Annotated in this window: 17 protein-coding genes; 6 read left to right on the top strand and 11 right to left on the bottom strand. The window is 71.6% G+C overall.

The genetic code is table 11. From position 1 onward, the window contains the following. Positions 1–25: 25 nt before the first annotated feature. The 4 genes from HNR00_RS13745 to HNR00_RS13730 all read right to left on the bottom strand — a co-directional run bounded on the left by HNR00_RS13745 (position 26) and on the right by HNR00_RS13730 (position 3,743). Positions 26–304: a hypothetical protein gene (locus HNR00_RS13745; RefSeq protein ID WP_183570199.1), complete on the bottom strand. Its 279-nt coding sequence runs from the start codon at positions 302–304 to the stop codon at positions 26–28. A gap of 204 nt (positions 305–508) precedes the next feature. After that, complete coding sequence (locus tag HNR00_RS13740; protein WP_246390623.1) at positions 509–1,816, bottom strand: CYTH domain-containing protein; 1,308 nt, start codon at positions 1,814–1,816, stop codon at positions 509–511. A gap of 223 nt (positions 1,817–2,039) precedes the next feature. After that, the gene (msrB, locus tag HNR00_RS13735; protein ID WP_183570198.1) at positions 2,040–2,453 is read right to left on the bottom strand and encodes a peptide-methionine (R)-S-oxide reductase MsrB; all 414 of its coding nucleotides are present in this window, start codon (positions 2,451–2,453) and stop codon (positions 2,040–2,042) included. Between the two features lie 111 nt (positions 2,454–2,564). Next, positions 2,565–3,743: a YihY/virulence factor BrkB family protein gene (locus HNR00_RS13730; protein WP_183570197.1), complete on the bottom strand. Its 1,179-nt coding sequence runs from the start codon at positions 3,741–3,743 to the stop codon at positions 2,565–2,567. A 134-nt stretch (positions 3,744–3,877) separates the two neighbouring features. Here HNR00_RS13730 and HNR00_RS13725 point away from each other — a divergent pair, with 134 nt between their 5' ends. Then, positions 3,878–4,576 carry an SDR family oxidoreductase gene (locus tag HNR00_RS13725; protein WP_183570196.1) on the top strand — a complete coding sequence of 233 codons (699 nt, stop codon included), beginning with the start codon at positions 3,878–3,880 and terminating at the stop codon, positions 4,574–4,576. A gap of 3 nt (positions 4,577–4,579) precedes the next feature. Here the strand turns inward: HNR00_RS13725 and HNR00_RS13720 are convergent, their stop codons facing one another. Next, entirely contained in the window at positions 4,580–4,960 is a 381-nt protein-coding gene (locus HNR00_RS13720) for a hypothetical protein (RefSeq protein WP_183570195.1), read from the bottom strand. 272 nt (positions 4,961–5,232) lie between these two features. On the opposite strand from HNR00_RS13720, the gene HNR00_RS13715 reads away from it, so the two are divergent. After that, the gene (locus tag HNR00_RS13715; RefSeq protein ID WP_183570194.1) at positions 5,233–6,135 is read left to right on the top strand and encodes a C40 family peptidase; all 903 of its coding nucleotides are present in this window, start codon (positions 5,233–5,235) and stop codon (positions 6,133–6,135) included. Here the strand turns inward: HNR00_RS13715 and HNR00_RS13710 are convergent. From HNR00_RS13710 to HNR00_RS13695, 4 genes are all read right to left on the bottom strand, one after another. Beyond that, entirely contained in the window at positions 6,113–6,586 is a 474-nt protein-coding gene (locus tag HNR00_RS13710) for an arsenate-mycothiol transferase ArsC (protein WP_183570193.1), read from the bottom strand. The two genes, HNR00_RS13715 and HNR00_RS13710, sit on opposite strands and share 23 nt — an antisense overlap. Before the next feature lie 122 nt (positions 6,587–6,708). Continuing rightward, positions 6,709–7,212, bottom strand: a complete 504-nt coding sequence (locus tag HNR00_RS13705; RefSeq protein ID WP_183570192.1) for a UPF0262 family protein — start codon at positions 7,210–7,212, stop codon at positions 6,709–6,711. 88 nt (positions 7,213–7,300) lie between these two features. Continuing rightward, entirely contained in the window at positions 7,301–8,596 is a 1,296-nt protein-coding gene (gene hisD, locus HNR00_RS13700) for a histidinol dehydrogenase (protein ID WP_183570190.1), read from the bottom strand. 58 nt (positions 8,597–8,654) lie between these two features. Further along, a complete protein-coding gene (locus HNR00_RS13695) occupies positions 8,655–9,107 on the bottom strand; it encodes a DUF2948 family protein (protein WP_183570188.1) in 453 nt (150 codons plus the stop codon). A 149-nt stretch (positions 9,108–9,256) separates the two neighbouring features. Here HNR00_RS13695 and HNR00_RS13690 point away from each other — a divergent pair, with 149 nt between their 5' ends. Beyond that, positions 9,257–9,559 carry a hypothetical protein gene (locus HNR00_RS13690; protein ID WP_183570186.1) on the top strand — a complete coding sequence of 101 codons (303 nt, stop codon included), beginning with the start codon at positions 9,257–9,259 and terminating at the stop codon, positions 9,557–9,559. Here HNR00_RS13690 and murA read toward each other — a convergent pair. Next, positions 9,556–10,845, bottom strand: a complete 1,290-nt coding sequence (gene murA / locus HNR00_RS13685) for a UDP-N-acetylglucosamine 1-carboxyvinyltransferase (protein WP_183570184.1) — start codon at positions 10,843–10,845, stop codon at positions 9,556–9,558. The two genes, HNR00_RS13690 and murA, sit on opposite strands and share 4 nt — an antisense overlap. 247 nt (positions 10,846–11,092) lie before the next feature. Here murA and HNR00_RS13680 point away from each other — a divergent pair, with 247 nt between their 5' ends. Continuing rightward, positions 11,093–11,410: a hypothetical protein gene (locus HNR00_RS13680; RefSeq protein ID WP_183570182.1), complete on the top strand. Its 318-nt coding sequence runs from the start codon at positions 11,093–11,095 to the stop codon at positions 11,408–11,410. Positions 11,411–11,464: 54 nt separating this feature from the next. On the opposite strand, the gene HNR00_RS13675 is transcribed toward HNR00_RS13680, so the two are convergent. Then, complete coding sequence (locus HNR00_RS13675) at positions 11,465–11,617, bottom strand: hypothetical protein (protein ID WP_183570180.1); 153 nt, start codon at positions 11,615–11,617, stop codon at positions 11,465–11,467. A gap of 133 nt (positions 11,618–11,750) precedes the next feature. On the opposite strand from HNR00_RS13675, the gene HNR00_RS13670 reads away from it, so the two are divergent. Beyond that, the gene (locus HNR00_RS13670; RefSeq protein ID WP_246390621.1) at positions 11,751–12,056 is read left to right on the top strand and encodes a helix-turn-helix domain-containing protein; all 306 of its coding nucleotides are present in this window, start codon (positions 11,751–11,753) and stop codon (positions 12,054–12,056) included. 365 nt (positions 12,057–12,421) lie between these two features. Further along, on the top strand, positions 12,422–13,858 hold the full coding sequence (hemA, locus tag HNR00_RS13665; RefSeq protein ID WP_183570176.1) for a 5-aminolevulinate synthase: 1,437 nt from the start codon (positions 12,422–12,424) through the stop codon (positions 13,856–13,858). Positions 13,859–13,865 lie beyond the last annotated feature (7 nt).

Raw genomic sequence — 13,865 nt, 5'->3', positions numbered from 1 at the left:
CCAGGAAGCCGCCGCCCGTCGACGCTCAGCGATCGTGGCGGTGACGGCGGTGGTGATGCTGGCGGTGCGAGCGCATGCGGGTGCGGTAGGCGCGCCGGCCCGGATCGATCCCGAGCACGCCGTTGACGCCGCCGACGGCCCCACCGACCGCCCCGCCCACCACGGCCCCGAGCGGGCCGGCGACGCGATCACCCTCGGCCGCCCCGCGCTGCATGCCCCGCGGCACGCCCTGGGCCTGGGCCTCGCCGACGAGCGGCATGAGGCAGAGCATCAGCCCTGCGGCGGCGGCGGCGAGACGGATCATGGCGGCTCCTCGATTCGACGGATCGGGCCGCCGCGCGATGGGGCGGTCCCGGACAGGAAGCCAACGAAGCTTGACCATTCCGGTTCCGCGCCGGGCACGCGGTGGAATGCGTAGCCGGCCGATCGCCGCGGATTTCCATCCTGGATTTCCCGGCGCGGCCCGTTCCATGAGCGATCCGGCCGATCGGGTCCGGCCGGATCGAACTCAGGTCTGCTGGGTGCGGCGGGGGCGGACCTGCCAGCGTTCGAACGCCTCGGCCACGTCCTCGTCGCGGCCCGGCTCTTGCGGATTGCGGATCGCCGCGCCGAGCGCCTTGGACAGGCTCTCGATGACGTCGTCGATCCGGGCATCCGGCGGCAGGCGCTCGTCGCTCTCGGGGACGGCCACCGAGGCGGCTGCGGCGGCAGGGGCCGCAACAGGTGCGGCAGCCGGGGCGGGCTCGGGCGCCCTCGGAGCTTCCACGGGCTTGGCTGGCTCGGCGGCCTTGGGGACCTCGGCGGCCTTGGGCGGTTCGGCCGGCTGCGGCGCGGGCTTCGGCGGCTCGGCGGGCTTGACCGACTCGGCAGCCTTGGGCGGTTCCGCCGGCTTGGGGGCGGGCGCCGGCGCGGCGGCCTTGGGCGGTTCGGCCGGAGCGGGCGCGGGCTTCGGCGGCTCGGCCGCTTTCGCGGGCTCGGCCGGCTTCGGCGGTTCCGCCGGCTTGGGAGCGGGAGCGGGCGCGGCGGCCTTCGGAGGCTCGGCGGGCTTGGGGGCAGGGGGCTGCGCGGGAGCGGCAGCTTCCTTGGCGGCCTCGGCCGGCTTCGGCGCCGCGGCCGGCTGGGCGGGTTTCGCGGGCTCCGCCGGCTTGGCTGCGGCGGGCGCCGCGGCGGCGGCAGCGATCGCGGCCGGGGCGGGCGCGGGCTTCGGCGGCTCGGCGGGCTTGGCCGCGGGGGGCGGCGGCGCGGGCGGGGTGGCGGGCCGCGGCGGCGGGGGGACGACCGGGCGGCTCGTGCCGAAGCGCGGCTCGATCAGATCGAGCACCGCGTCGAGGGCGGCGTTGGAGAGCGGGACCTCACCCGCCGACGGCACGCCGGTCAGGGCGATCGACTGGCCGTGATAGGCCGCGTCCGCACTCACCTCGGCCCCGAACCAGACCGGCGGCGCGAAGGCCTTGGCGGCCTCGGCCTCCTCGAAGACGAGGCTGACGAGGTCGAGACCGGCCGGGCGGACGTAGCGGTCGATCAGCGCCTCGGTGCCGGAAAGCGCCACGGCGGTGCGCTCGTAGATCGCCTTGCCGGCGCAGACGTCGAGCAGGGCGTCGCCGTGGGCGCGGGGCACCTCGGTGCGCTCCTCGGTGGCCGCGCCCTCGGCCCCGGTCACCAGCACGAGGAAGCAGTTGTTGCCCTGCAGCCGGACGAACGAGGTCCGGCCGGCCTGCGGCGCGAAATAGCCCTCGGTGATGCGCGCCCCGCCGCGCTCCTTGCGCAGCAGGCGGACCAGCGAGGGCGCCACGAGAAAGCGGCGAACGACACTCATACACTTCCCTCCGGAGCCGGCTCGCCTCCGGTGCGGCCCGCGACCTGCCGGGCGGACGGCGCCGACGGGTCCGAGCCTTCACCAAGTCTTGACCATGGCCTTCGTCGGCAAGTGATGGCGCGCAAACAACCACACGGCAAGCCTCGGAGCTAAAAACCCCCGGCCCCGATGGCGAAAACCCGTTGAATTCGTGCGGGTCCGGTCCGGAACCGGAGGTCCGACTTCAGTCGGCCGGCTCGAAGTTCAGGGAGACGCCGTTCATGCAGTAGCGCAGGCCGGTCGGCGCCGGGCCGTCCTCGAAGACGTGGCCGAGATGGCCCTTGCAGCGGGCGCAATGCACCTCGGTGCGGGTCATCCAGTGGCTGCGATCGGTCTGCGTCTCCACCGCGCCCTCCAGCGGCGCGAAGAAGCTCGGCCAGCCGCTGCCCGACTCGTACTTGGTGCCGGTCTCGAACAGGGGCGCGCCGCAGCCGGCGCAGAAGAACGTGCCGGCCCGCTTCTCGGCGTTCAGGCAGCTCGTGCCGGCCCGCTCGGTGCCGTGCTCGCGCAGCACGCGGTACTGCTCGGGCGTGAGCGCGGCGCGCCACTCGTCCTCGGTGCGGGTCTCGGGCGGGTTGAGCGTGTCGGTTCCGGCCATGGCGTCCTCCGGGTCTTTTCTGGTTCGAAAGGTAGGCGTTGCCGGCCCGATCCAGGAGTGCGGCCCGGCGGCGCGGCCTCTCTGGTATACCAGATATCTCGGGCCGAATCCTCAGGCCGCCGCCCCGACCGTATCCGCCATGCGGGCGCCGCGCCGGCCCAGCGGCCGCACCGGGCGCGTGGTCGAATCGCGGGCGGTCTGGTGCTCGATCTCGGCGTTGATCTCGCCGCCGACCAGCACGATGATCGCCGAGATCCAGATCCAGGTCATGAAGCCGATCACGCCGCCGAGCGTGCCGTAGGTCTCGTTGTAATTGCCGAAGCTGGCGACGTACCAGGAGAACAGGAGCGAGGCGAGCAGCCAGAGCACGCCGGCCACGACGCTCCCCGCGCCGACCCAGCGCCAGCGCGCTCGCTCGCGGCTCGGGCCGTAGCGGTAGAGCACGGCGAGCCCCCCGAGCAGGACGAGGAGGAGCGCCGGCCAGCGCGCCAGCGCGATCAGCCGCGCCCCGTCGCCGAGCCCGAGGAAATTGAACACCACCGGCAGGACCACGATGGCGGTCAGCGCCAGGATGACGAACAGCAGCGCGCCCGCCGTGAAGGTGAGCGAGCGGAGGTTGAGCCAGAAGAAGTTGCGCTTCTCCTCCTCCTCGTAGACCACGTTCAACGCATCGAACATCGCCTTCATGGCGGCGTTGGCGCTCCACAGCGACAGCGTCAGAGAGGTGAAGAAGGTGACCCCGAGCGTGCCCCCGCCCTTGGCCGCGATGCGCTTGACCTGATCGCCGATGATCTCGAGGGCGCTGCCCGGCAGCACGCCCTGGAGCAGGGCGAGATGGACGTTGATGGTGTTGGCATCGGCGATCAGGCCGTAGCAGGTTACCAGAGCGGCGATGGCCGGAAACAGCGACAGCAGCGAGTAGAAGGTGACGCCGGCGGCCACCGACATCACCCGGTCCTTCAGGAACTCCTGGTAGACCCGCACGACGATGTCCCACCAGCCGGGAGCGGGAATCTCGCCCGGATGGTCGGCGTCGCGCCCGCGGTCGCCCTGCGTCGCCGCCACCCAGCGCGCGGCCCGGCCCTCGTGGGAATGGGCGCCGCCGCTGGTCTTCGGCTTGTCGCGGGGCTCCTCCTCGTCCTCGACCGGAAGGGACGGAGCCGCCCGCCGCGGCGCGGCGGCGAGCGCCACAAGGGCGAGGCCGGCGAACACGGTCCAGAGCACGGCGCCGGTGGGCGACGAGGCGGTCTCCCCGGCCGGCCGGGGCGTGGGGCTGGGGGAGGCGGACATCGGTCGCGGCGGTTTTCGGACGGTGGGAATGCCCCGTTCAACGTCACTCAGGCTTGGCCGTTCCCGCATGCCTGGGAACCGAGGGCGGGCCCCGTGCGTCGGACGGCAGCGGCGCGAGAAAACGGGCGAAATCCATGGCGGAACCGGCGATCACCGAAGAACGGCGCGCGCTCATCGTCGGGGCCTCGCGCGGGCTCGGGCTCGGACTCGCCGAGTCGCTGCACGACCGTGACTGGCGCGTCGTCGCGACGGTTCGCAAGTCGTCACCGGATCACGAAAACCTTCGGCTCCAGGGAGTCCGGATCGAGACGGTGGACATCGACGACGACGCCTCCGTCGCCGCCCTGCGCCAGCGGCTGGGAAGCGAAAAATTCGACCTCGTCTTCGTGGTGGCGGGCGTGGCGACCGAATCGGACAAGCCGCTGCATGCGGTCTCCCGCGCGGTCAGCGCGCAGGTCTACCTGACCAATGCGGTGAGCCCGATCCTGTTCGCGGAGGCCTTCGCCGACCGGATCGCCCCCGGCGGGACGCTCGCCTTCATGTCCTCGATCCTCGGCAGCGTCGCGCTCAACGAGGACGGCGGCTGGGAGAACTACCGGGCCAGCAAGGCGGCGCTCAACACCAACGCCCGCAGCTTCGCCGTGCGCCACGCGGAGCGCGACTACGGCATCCTGCTGCTGCATCCCGGTTGGGTCCGCACCGACATGGGCGGCGCGGAGGCCGATCTCGACGTCGGGACCAGCGTCGCCGGCATGGTCACAGTGATCGAAGCGTTCGCGGGCCGCCGGGACGTAGCCTATCTCGACTACCGGGGCGAGACGCTGGCTTGGTAAGCCTCAGCGCCGCGGCTCGAACGGGCGCGTGCGGCGCTCGACCACCACGGCCGGGCGGCTGCGGCGCTCGACGATGACCGCCCGGGGCGGAGCCCGGTTGGGGCTCGCGGGCGCCATGATGCGATGCTCCATGCGCGGCTCGGGGCCCCGCGGCGGGCGCGCGGCGGCGGCCTTGGCGGCGGCCACCACGTGCGGGCGCACCTCGTCGGGATCGAGCCCGATCAGCCCGGCGGCGATCTCGACCTGCTGGTCGACATCGTCGGCGAGGTCCTGGGCGGCGGCGACCGCCTCGGCGACCGTCGGCGGCTCGCGCCGCACGCGGATCGGAGGCAGGTCCTGGAAGCTCTTGGGCGTCTTCTTCACGGCACGACTCGCGGTGTTCATGCGCCGATCTTAGGACGGTCCGCCCGGTTTGTGCACTGCATCGAACTCGGGCGTGACGGACCGCCGGCCGCATGGCTGCCCGGCGGATACTCCCGCTTGCGACGCATGCAGGATGCGCGCCGAACACCGACGCGCGCCAGCACATTCGATGGAACCGCCACAGAACGAACCCGATCGGGCAATATGCCGCAATGCAATGGACGCTGCGGCGACGCGTTCGACCGCGCGGCCGGCGCCGAAATCCCGCCCGGATCGTGGGATCAACCGGAGCGATGCCGCCCGATCTCGACCCCCGCCTCACCCCCGCCCGGCCCGATCTCGCCGACATCTGCCTACGCGGGCAGGTCGCGGCGGAGCGCTTCGTCGAGGGCAGGCCCGCCCGGATCGCGGTTCCGTCGGCGCCGCTGCGCCGCCGGCCCGACGTGGCGGCCGGGCTCGACACGGAAGCCGTGATGGGCGACGCGGTCACCGTCTACGACGTGCGCGACGGCTTCGCCTTCGCCCAGATCGTCCGCGACGCCTATGTCGGCTACCTGCCCGAGGCCGCGCTCGGGCCCGCCGACCCGGCGCCGACCCACCGGGTCGCGGCGCTCCGCACCTTCGTCTATCCCGCCCCCGACCTGAAGCGCCCGCCCATCGCGCATCTCAGCCTCGGCGCCGCCTTCGCGGCGCAGGCGCGGGAAGGCGAGTACTGGCAGCTCGCGAGTGGCGGCTCCGTCTTCGCCGGCCACGCGGTGCCTCTCGGACATACCGAGCCCGACGCCGCGGCTTTGGCCGAACGGCTCGTCGGCACCCCCTATCTGTGGGGCGGGCGCACCACCCTCGGGCTCGACTGCTCCGGCCTGGTCCAGCTCTGCCTGGAGAGCGCGGGGCTGGTCTGCCCGCGCGACGCCGACCAGCAGGAGCGGGCGCTCGGCACGGCGCTGCCCCCCGGCCTCGACGGGCTGTGCCGCGGCGACCTCGTGTTCTGGAAGGGTCATGTCGGGATGATGCTCGACGCCGAACGACTCATCCACGCCAACGGCCATCACATGGCGGTGGCGGTTGAGCCCCTGGCGGTGGCGGTGGCCCGCATCGCCGAGAAGAGCTTCGGGGCAGTCACCTCGATCCGGCGTCTGGCAATGACGGCGGAGTTGGCAGAAACCGGAGCGTTCACCCCTTCAGCCGCGTCTTGATCCGGTAGGTCAGCCCGTCGCGGACGTCGCGGTAGCCGTCGAGGCGCTGTTCGCGGGTGCCGTCCTGGTTCAGCGTCGGATCGGGGGTCGGCCAGTATTCCACGTCCGCCGCGACCGTGTGGGTCAGCTCCAGGGCGCGGTGGTGGGCTTCCGGCGAAAGGGTGATGATCAGGTCGAAGTTCAGCCCCTCCCAATCCTCCAGCTGCTCGACCGTGCGCGGCTTGTGGCGGGAGGCGTCGATGCCGATCTCGTCGAGCGCCCCGATCATGAAGGGGTCGCTCGGTTCGCCCGAGCGCACGCCCGCCGACTGCACGTAGGTCGACTTGCCGAAATAATGGCGCGCGATCGCCTCCGCCGCGAGCGAGCGCACCGCGTTGAAGTTGCACATGAACAGGACGGACTGCACCCGCCGCTTCTTCGGCCCCGTCCCCGGGATCGCGTCGTCCGCCATGCCCCGCCTTACGAAGGCCGCCTCGCGTCACTCGTCATAGGGCCGCCCCGCGTCGCCTGAAAGCGCAACGTTTTTCCGGCTCGTCCGATGCCACGGGCAGGATGATGCGCGGACGGTCTCGCTCAGCCCTTCCAGTGCAGGGCGAAGACCAGGGTGAACAGGCGCCGCGCGGTGTTGTGGTCGAGATCCACCTTGCCTTCGAGGCGCTGGCGCAGCAGCTCCGAGGCCTCGTTGTGCAGGCCGCGCCGGCCCATGTCGATCGCCTCGATCTGCGTCGGCGAGGCGGTGCGGATCGCGCTGTAATAGCTCTCGCAGATCATCTCGTAGTCGCGGATGACCCGCCGGAACGGCGTCAGCGACAGCAGGTGGGTCATCACCGGCTCGCCGCCCTCGGTCGCGATCGCGAAGGAGAGCTTGTTCTCCACCAGCCCGAGGACGAGGGCGTAAGGGCCGTCGTCGCGATCGGGAATCGTGAAGGAGTTGTCTTCCAGGATGTCGTAGATCGCGATGGCGCGCTCGTGCTCCTGATCCGGGTTGCCGCGGCTGATCGAGGCCTCGTCGAGGCGCACCGCCGCGAGCCGGTTCCTCGGCTTCTCCCCCGCCGCTTGCGCCGCTTCGGCCGTCATCGCCGCCGCCTTCTTCGTTCCGGTGCCGAATCCGCGGGCACCGCTCTCCCGTGACATGAGCCGAAAGCCCGCGCCACAGGCAAGAATTTTAAAGATTCAACCGGATCGCCACCGAGCGGGCGTGGCCGTCGAGCCCCTCCGATTGCCCTAGGGCAATGGCCGCCGGCCCGAGCGCCCGGAGCGCCGCGGGGTCGCAGCGCAGGATCGAGGTGCGCTTCATGAAGTCGAGCACGCTTAAGCCCGAGGAGAACCGGGCCGAGCGCGCGGTCGGCAGCACGTGGTTCGGCCCGCCGACATAATCGCCGATCGCCTCCGGGGTGTGCGATCCCAGGAAGATCGCGCCGGCATTGCGGATTTTTTTCGAGAGTTCGTCGGCGTCCTGGGTCTCGATCTCGAGATGCTCCGGCGCGATGGCGTCGACCAGCGGAACCGCCTCCTCGAAATCCTTCACGCGGATGATGGCGCCGTAATCGCGCCAACTGGCGCGTGCGATCTTTTCCCGCGGCAGGGTGGCCAGCGCGCGCTCGACCGCCTGCTCCGTGGCGTCGGCCAGCTCGTCCGAATCGGTGATGAGCACGGACTGCGCCGCCTCGTCGTGCTCGGCCTGGGCCAGCAGGTCGGCGGCGATCCAGTCGGGGTTGGCGTGATGGTCGGCCAGGATCAGCACCTCGGAGGGGCCGGCGATCATGTCGATGCCGACCTGCCCGAACACCCGGCGCTTGGCCGCCGCGACCCAGGCATTGCCTGGGCCGACGATCTTGGCGACCGGTGGAATGCTCTCGGTGCCATAGGCGAGTGCTGCGACGGCCTGCGCGCCGCCAATACGATAAATTTCGGTGACGCCGGAGAGGTGGGCGGCCGCCAGCACCAGCGGGTTGAGCTGGCCCTCGGGCGTCGGCACCACCATGACGATGCGCGGCACGCCGGCGACGCGCGCCGGCACCGCGTTCATCAGCACCGAGGACGGGTAGCTCGCGGTTCCGCCGGGCACGTAGAGCCCGACCGATTCGAGCGCGGTCCAGCGCCAGCCCGCGGTGACGCCGAGATCGTCGGTGGAGAGGTGATCCTCGGGAAGCTGGCGGCGGTGATAGGCCTCGATCCGCTCGGCGGCGAGTTCGAGCGCCGCGCGCGCCTCCGCCGGGCAGGCGGCGACGGCCGCCTCTACTTCCTCGGCGGTGATCCGCAGCGAGGTGGCCGAAAAATCCTGGCCGAGCCGGTCGAAGCGGCGGGTGTAGTCGACGAGCGCGGCGTCGCCGCCCGAGACGACGCCCGCGATGATGCCGCGCACGGTCTCGTCCACGTCCTCGGCGATCTCGCGCTTGAGGCCGAGCAGGCGCTTGAAGGCTTGCGCGAAATCGGGCGCGCGGCTGTCGAGGCGGATCATCGGGCGGGGCCGGTCTTGCGAGAGGGGAGCTTGCGAGAGGGGGGCTTGCGAGAGGGGGTCACGGGCGGGTCTCGACGAGGGGGGGCGCCTCGTGGTCGGGCGTGCCGTCGGCCTCCCAGACGGGGCCGAGATCCTTCAGGCGCACCTCGATGCATTCGAGGTCGAGGCGGATCGCGGCCCCCCCGGAGAAGACGAGCGTCGCGACGCCTGAAGGCGCCTCGTCCTCCTCGAACGTGATGGCGAGCAGGCTCAAGGTGTCGTCGGAGGAGGCGCCGGGCGTGATGCCGCGGGTCTTCACGCCGTTGACGCGCTCGAAATGCACGCCGGCGAGCCGCCGCCGGGGCGCCTCGCCGGGAGCGACCGACCAGTCGAACCGGCGTGCCACCAGCACGAAACGGTGCTCGCCCGGCAGCCACGCGAGATCGCCCGCCCGCAGGACCGCGTCCTGCAGGTGGGCCGAGATCACGGCGAGATCCTCGGCATCGAGGGCGGCGAGCTTGAGAAGCTCCATTGCTGGCTCCGGGCGCCCGAAGGCGCCGATGACGGGAGAATCTGGGGCGTAGGTAGCGACGCGACCGGTTCCCGGCAACCGGAACGGCTTTCCTCATCGCCCGTTCAGAAGCGTCCGGCCACGATTGCCGGACTCTTCAGGAGGAGACGATGCGACGTGGACTTCCGGCGCTGGGCGCCGCCCTGATCCTGGGCTCGGTCGCCGGTCCGGCCGCCGCCCAGTACTACGACGACGGCTACGGTCCGCCCCGCCGCTATGCGCCGCCCCAGGGTTATTACTACGAGCCGCCGCCGCCCCCGGCACGGGTGCGGCGCTACGACGGCGACCCGCGCGGGAGCCTCTGCGTCACGGCGCGCGGCAGCTGCCCGACCTGGCTCGCGCCGCCCAACAGCCCGTGCGCCTGCGACATCCCCGGCTTCGGGACCAAGCGCGGCGGCGTCGCCCCCTATTAGGCCCGCACGCGCTCGATCTGCGCGCCGCAGCGCGCGAGCTTGGCCTCCAGCGCCTCGAAGCCGCGGTCGAGATGGTAGACCCGGTTGATCTGGGTCTCGCCCTCGGCCGCGAGCGCGCCGATCACCAGCGAGACCGAGGCGCGCAGATCCGTGGCCATCACCGGCGCCCCCTTGAGCCGCTCGACGCCCTCGACCACGGCGAGGTCGCCGTCGAGGCGGATTTTTGCCCCCAGCCGCGCCAGCTCCTGCACGTGCATGAAGCGGTTCTCGAAGATGGTCTCGCGGATGCGCGACTGGCCCTTGGCCAGCGTCATCAGCGCCATGAACTGGGCCTGGAGGTCGGTCGGGAAGCCGGGGAACGGGTCGGTCGTGACGTCGACGGGGCTGATGCCGCCGCCGTTGCGGCGCACCCGGATGCCGCCGGGGATGTCGCTCACCTCGGCGCCGGTGGCCGACAGCGTCTCGAGGGCCGAGGCCAGCAGGTCGGTGCGGGTGTTGACGAGCGAGACGTCGCCGCCGGTCATCGCCACCGCCATGGCGTAGGTGCCGGTCTCGATCCGGTCGGGCAGCACCTCGTGGCGGGCGCCGCCGAGCCGCGCCACCCCCTCGACGACGATGCGGGAGGTGCCCGCGCCCTCGATCCGCGCGCCCATCTTGATCAGGCACTCGGCGAGATCGACCACCTCCGGCTCGCGGGCGGCGTTGTCGATCACGGTGGTGCCGTAGGCCAGCGCCGCCGCCATCAGCGCCACGTGGGTGCCGCCGACGGTGACCTTGGGGAAGTCGATGGGCGCGCCGCGCAGACCGTTCTTGGTTTTCGCGACGACGTAGCCGGCGTCGATCTCGATCTCGGCCCCGAGCTTTTCCAGCGCCATGATCAGCAGATCGACCGGCCGCGTGCCGATGGCGCAGCCGCCGGGCAGCGACACCTTCGCCTCGCCGAAGCGGGCCAGCAGGGGGGCGATGACCCAAAAACTCGCCCGCATGGTCGAGACGAGTTCGTAGGGCGCGGTGGTGTCGATGACGTTCGAGGCGGTGAGCCGCACGGTCTGGCCGGTCTCGGTGGTCTGGCCCGGCCGCTTGCCGACGACCATGTGATCGACGCCGTGATTGCCGAGGATGCGGGTGAGCGCGGCGATGTCGGCGAGCCGCGGCACGTTGATGAGTTCCAGTGTCTCGCCGGTGAGCAGGCTCGCGATCATCAGCGGCAGGGCCGCGTTCTTGGCCCCCGAGATCGGGATCGTGCCGTTGAGCGGCGCGCCGCCGGTGATGTGGATACGGTCCATGGGGGTCCTCGGCTCGCGGGCGTCGGGCCCCGCGGCGGTCGCATCGTCTTTTCACGGATGCGCGGCCTGACCTGCGCATCGCCTCATGGGTCAGGTATAGGCGCAGTCCGGCGAAAAGAAGAAGCGTGGCCGCAACATCGGGCCGGCGTCAGAGTCGTGCCCGATTTCGGGTGTCCTTTCGTGCATCGCGATCTCGGGTCTTCGAATCAGCGGGTGACGAAGGGGCGCTCGGCCGGTGGCATACACGGTGAAACTGGCGATCTTCCCGCCCTGGAAGACGCCGATCCCCTACCAGACCCTCACCGAGGTCTTTCCCTCGCTCGCGGCTGCCAGCGCTGCCGGCGCCCACACGCTCGCGTCCATCACCGAGCAGGAACTCGTCGCGTTGGCGTCCCAGTTGCCGTCGCGATCGACAACCGTCGAGGGACGGACGATCACCTCCATGCCGGTGCCGGAGGATTCGATCCACGGCTACCTGATCTACGATGGGGATGGCATCGAGGTCGGCAACTGGACCACGCTCGACGTCGCGTTGGAGCGCGCCGGAGGCGAGGCAGAACGCTGAAGGTGAGCGCGCGATCACAACCGACGGCACCCCGGCAGGGCCGGATCGCTCGGCTCAGCGTTCCGGCCGGTCTTTTTCGGGTTGTGGCGCGGGCGGCGCGGCTTCGGCCGGCTCCTCGGCGCGGCCGCGGGCCTGCGTCTTGCGGCGGCGCAGGTTGTCGCGCAGGGCCGCCTTGAGGCGGGCGGCGCGGTCGTCGTTCGGGGGCATGGTCGCGGTCTCGCGGCATTTGAGTGAAGCACCGGTTACACCATCGGCGTCATGCCCTCGCCATCCCGGCTGCGGCGCCCGATACTGCCCGCGGGAGATGCAGGCACCGGCCCAGTGCGTAGGAAAAGCGCCGATGAACGTTGAGGCAGCCGAGGACAACGCCGACCGCGCCGCCCTCGCGACATTCCGGGAGCGCCTGGCCTCCGGCGAGGAGGAACTGATCCCGGCCGAGATCGTGGACCGGCTGCTCTTGGGCGAGAGCCGGCTCCGGGTCTGGCGCGAGCATCGCGGCCTGACCGTCCGGGCGCTCGCGGAGCGGGCCGGCCTCGCCCAGCCCTACCTGTCGCAGATCGAGACCGGGCGGCGGGAAGGGACGGTCGAGACCTATCGCAAGCTCGCCGGGGCGCTGTCCCTCGGCCTGGACGACCTGCTGGGCTGATCCTGGCCCTTCAAGCCGGGCCACCCTCGCGACCCATCGTCACCCGAAACGCCGCCCTTCCCGACATACCGGAGGTGCGATTCCGTCGCGTCCGAGGGCATGCAAAGCAGGAATGTCTCGAACTCACCTTGAACCCATTCAAAAATGCGCCCAATCTCGCGGACGCAGCGGAACCGCATGACGACGGTGCCGCCGGCCGATGACGAGGGGCTGACCAGAAGCCGCCCGTGAAGGACGGGCGATCCTCGAGCCGTCGTGCCGTGAACGGCCCGGACCTGCCCCGATCGGATCAGGCCCAGACCCGCATTCTTCGAGCCGAGGTGCGCCTTCAGAAGAGCGCCCGGCCAGCACAGCGTCGAGGACGGATGCCCGTGAACCTGATGCCCGTGAACGCCGACGACACTGCCCGGAGCGCAGCCAAGGGCGCGTCCCTGCCCGACCACGCGCTCACCGACCATGCGCTGATGGGGGGCGATGGCGGCGTGGACAACGCGCCTGGCATCGACGCTTGCAACATGCGTGCCGGTGCCGGCCGTCCCGCCGCGGGGCGCGGCGCGGGCCCGCGCACCGACTACGAAGCGCATTTCCGCGGCGCCCTCGAGCGGCTGCACAGCGAGCGCCGCTACCGCGTCTTCGCCGACATCGAGCGCATCTCCGGCCGGTTTCCCCAGGCGACGTGGCGCCGGCCCGAGGGCGGCACCCGCGAGATCACGGTGTGGTGCTCCAACGACTATCTCGGCATGGGCCAGCACCCCGAGGTCGTCGAGGCCATGACTCGGACCGCCGCCCGCTGCGGCGTCGGCGCGGGCGGCACCCGCAACATCGCCGGCAACAACTCGCCGCTGGTCGATCTGGAGCGCGAGCTCGCCGACCTGCACGGCAAGGAGGCCGGCCTCGTCTTCACCTCGGGCTACGTCTCGAACCAGTCCGGCATCGCGACGATCGCCAAGCTGATCCCGGACTGCCTGATCCTGTCGGACGCCTTCAACCACAACTCGATGATCGAGGGCGTGCGCCATTCGGGTTGCGAGAAGCGCGTCTTCCGCCACAACGACCTCGACCATCTCGAGGAACTGCTGGTCGCGGCCGGCGACCGGCCCAAGCTGATCTGCTTCGAATCGGTCTACTCGATGGACGGCGACGTGGCGCCGATCGCCGCGATCTGCGACCTCGCCGACACCTACGGCGCCATGACCTATCTCGACGAGGTCCACGCGGTCGGCCTCTACGGCGAGCGCGGCGCGGGCATCGCCGAGCGCGACGGCGTGATGCACCGGGTCGACGTGATCGAGGGCACGCTCGCCAAGGGCTACGGCTGCGTCGGCGGCTACATCACCGGCACTGCCACCCTCTGCGACGCCGTGCGCAGCCACGCCGCGGGCTTCATCTTCACCACGGCGCTCCCGCCGGCCATCGCGGCCGCCGCCCGCGCCTCGGTGCGCTACCTCAAGCGCTCCGGCACCGAGCGCGCCGCGCACCAGCACCAGGCCGCACAGACCAAGGCGGCGCTCGCCGCCGCCGGCCTGCCGGTGCTCGCCACCGAGACCCACATCGTCCCGTTGATGGTGGGCGACGCCGAGCTGTGCAAGGCGGCCGCCGACCACCTGCTGGAGCACCACGACATCTACATCCAGCCGATCAACTACCCGACCGTGCCCCGCGGCACCGAGCGCCTGCGCATCACGCCCTCGCCCTTCCACGACGAGGCCCGCATCGCCGCCCTGACGGCGGCGCTCGTGGAGACCTGGGACACGCTCGACCTGCCGCGGGCCGGCACGGTGTTCGCGGCGGCCGCGGAGTAGGCTTCCC

It is taken from the genome of Methylorubrum rhodinum (genome assembly GCF_014199935.1).
GTDB classification, from domain to species: Bacteria; Pseudomonadota; Alphaproteobacteria; order Rhizobiales; family Beijerinckiaceae; genus Methylobacterium; species Methylobacterium rhodinum.
The sequence above is the reverse complement of the archived record's forward strand: the minus strand, read 5'-3'. Positions and strand labels throughout refer to the sequence as shown.

Coding starts and splice junctions, on each gene's coding strand:
- HNR00_RS13745 (WP_183570199.1), bottom strand. CDS start 304: ATGATCCGTCTCGCCGCCGCCGCCGCAGGGCTGATGCTCTGCCTCATG.
- HNR00_RS13740 (WP_246390623.1), bottom strand. CDS start 1,816: ATGAGTGTCGTTCGCCGCTTTCTCGTGGCGCCCTCGCTGGTCCGCCTG.
- msrB (WP_183570198.1), bottom strand. CDS start 2,453: ATGGCCGGAACCGACACGCTCAACCCGCCCGAGACCCGCACCGAGGAC.
- HNR00_RS13730 (WP_183570197.1), bottom strand. CDS start 3,743: ATGTCCGCCTCCCCCAGCCCCACGCCCCGGCCGGCCGGGGAGACCGCC.
- HNR00_RS13725 (WP_183570196.1), top strand. CDS start 3,878: ATGGCGGAACCGGCGATCACCGAAGAACGGCGCGCGCTCATCGTCGGG.
- HNR00_RS13720 (WP_183570195.1), bottom strand. CDS start 4,960: ATGAACACCGCGAGTCGTGCCGTGAAGAAGACGCCCAAGAGCTTCCAG.
- HNR00_RS13715 (WP_183570194.1), top strand. CDS start 5,233: ATGCCGCCCGATCTCGACCCCCGCCTCACCCCCGCCCGGCCCGATCTC.
- HNR00_RS13710 (WP_183570193.1), bottom strand. CDS start 6,586: ATGGCGGACGACGCGATCCCGGGGACGGGGCCGAAGAAGCGGCGGGTG.
- HNR00_RS13705 (WP_183570192.1), bottom strand. CDS start 7,212: ATGACGGCCGAAGCGGCGCAAGCGGCGGGGGAGAAGCCGAGGAACCGG.
- hisD (WP_183570190.1), bottom strand. CDS start 8,596: ATGATCCGCCTCGACAGCCGCGCGCCCGATTTCGCGCAAGCCTTCAAG.
- HNR00_RS13695 (WP_183570188.1), bottom strand. CDS start 9,107: ATGGAGCTTCTCAAGCTCGCCGCCCTCGATGCCGAGGATCTCGCCGTG.
- HNR00_RS13690 (WP_183570186.1), top strand. CDS start 9,257: ATGCGACGTGGACTTCCGGCGCTGGGCGCCGCCCTGATCCTGGGCTCG.
- murA (WP_183570184.1), bottom strand. CDS start 10,845: ATGGACCGTATCCACATCACCGGCGGCGCGCCGCTCAACGGCACGATC.
- HNR00_RS13675 (WP_183570180.1), bottom strand. CDS start 11,617: ATGCCCCCGAACGACGACCGCGCCGCCCGCCTCAAGGCGGCCCTGCGC.
- HNR00_RS13670 (WP_246390621.1), top strand. CDS start 11,751: ATGAACGTTGAGGCAGCCGAGGACAACGCCGACCGCGCCGCCCTCGCG.
- hemA (WP_183570176.1), top strand. CDS start 12,422: ATGCCCGTGAACCTGATGCCCGTGAACGCCGACGACACTGCCCGGAGC.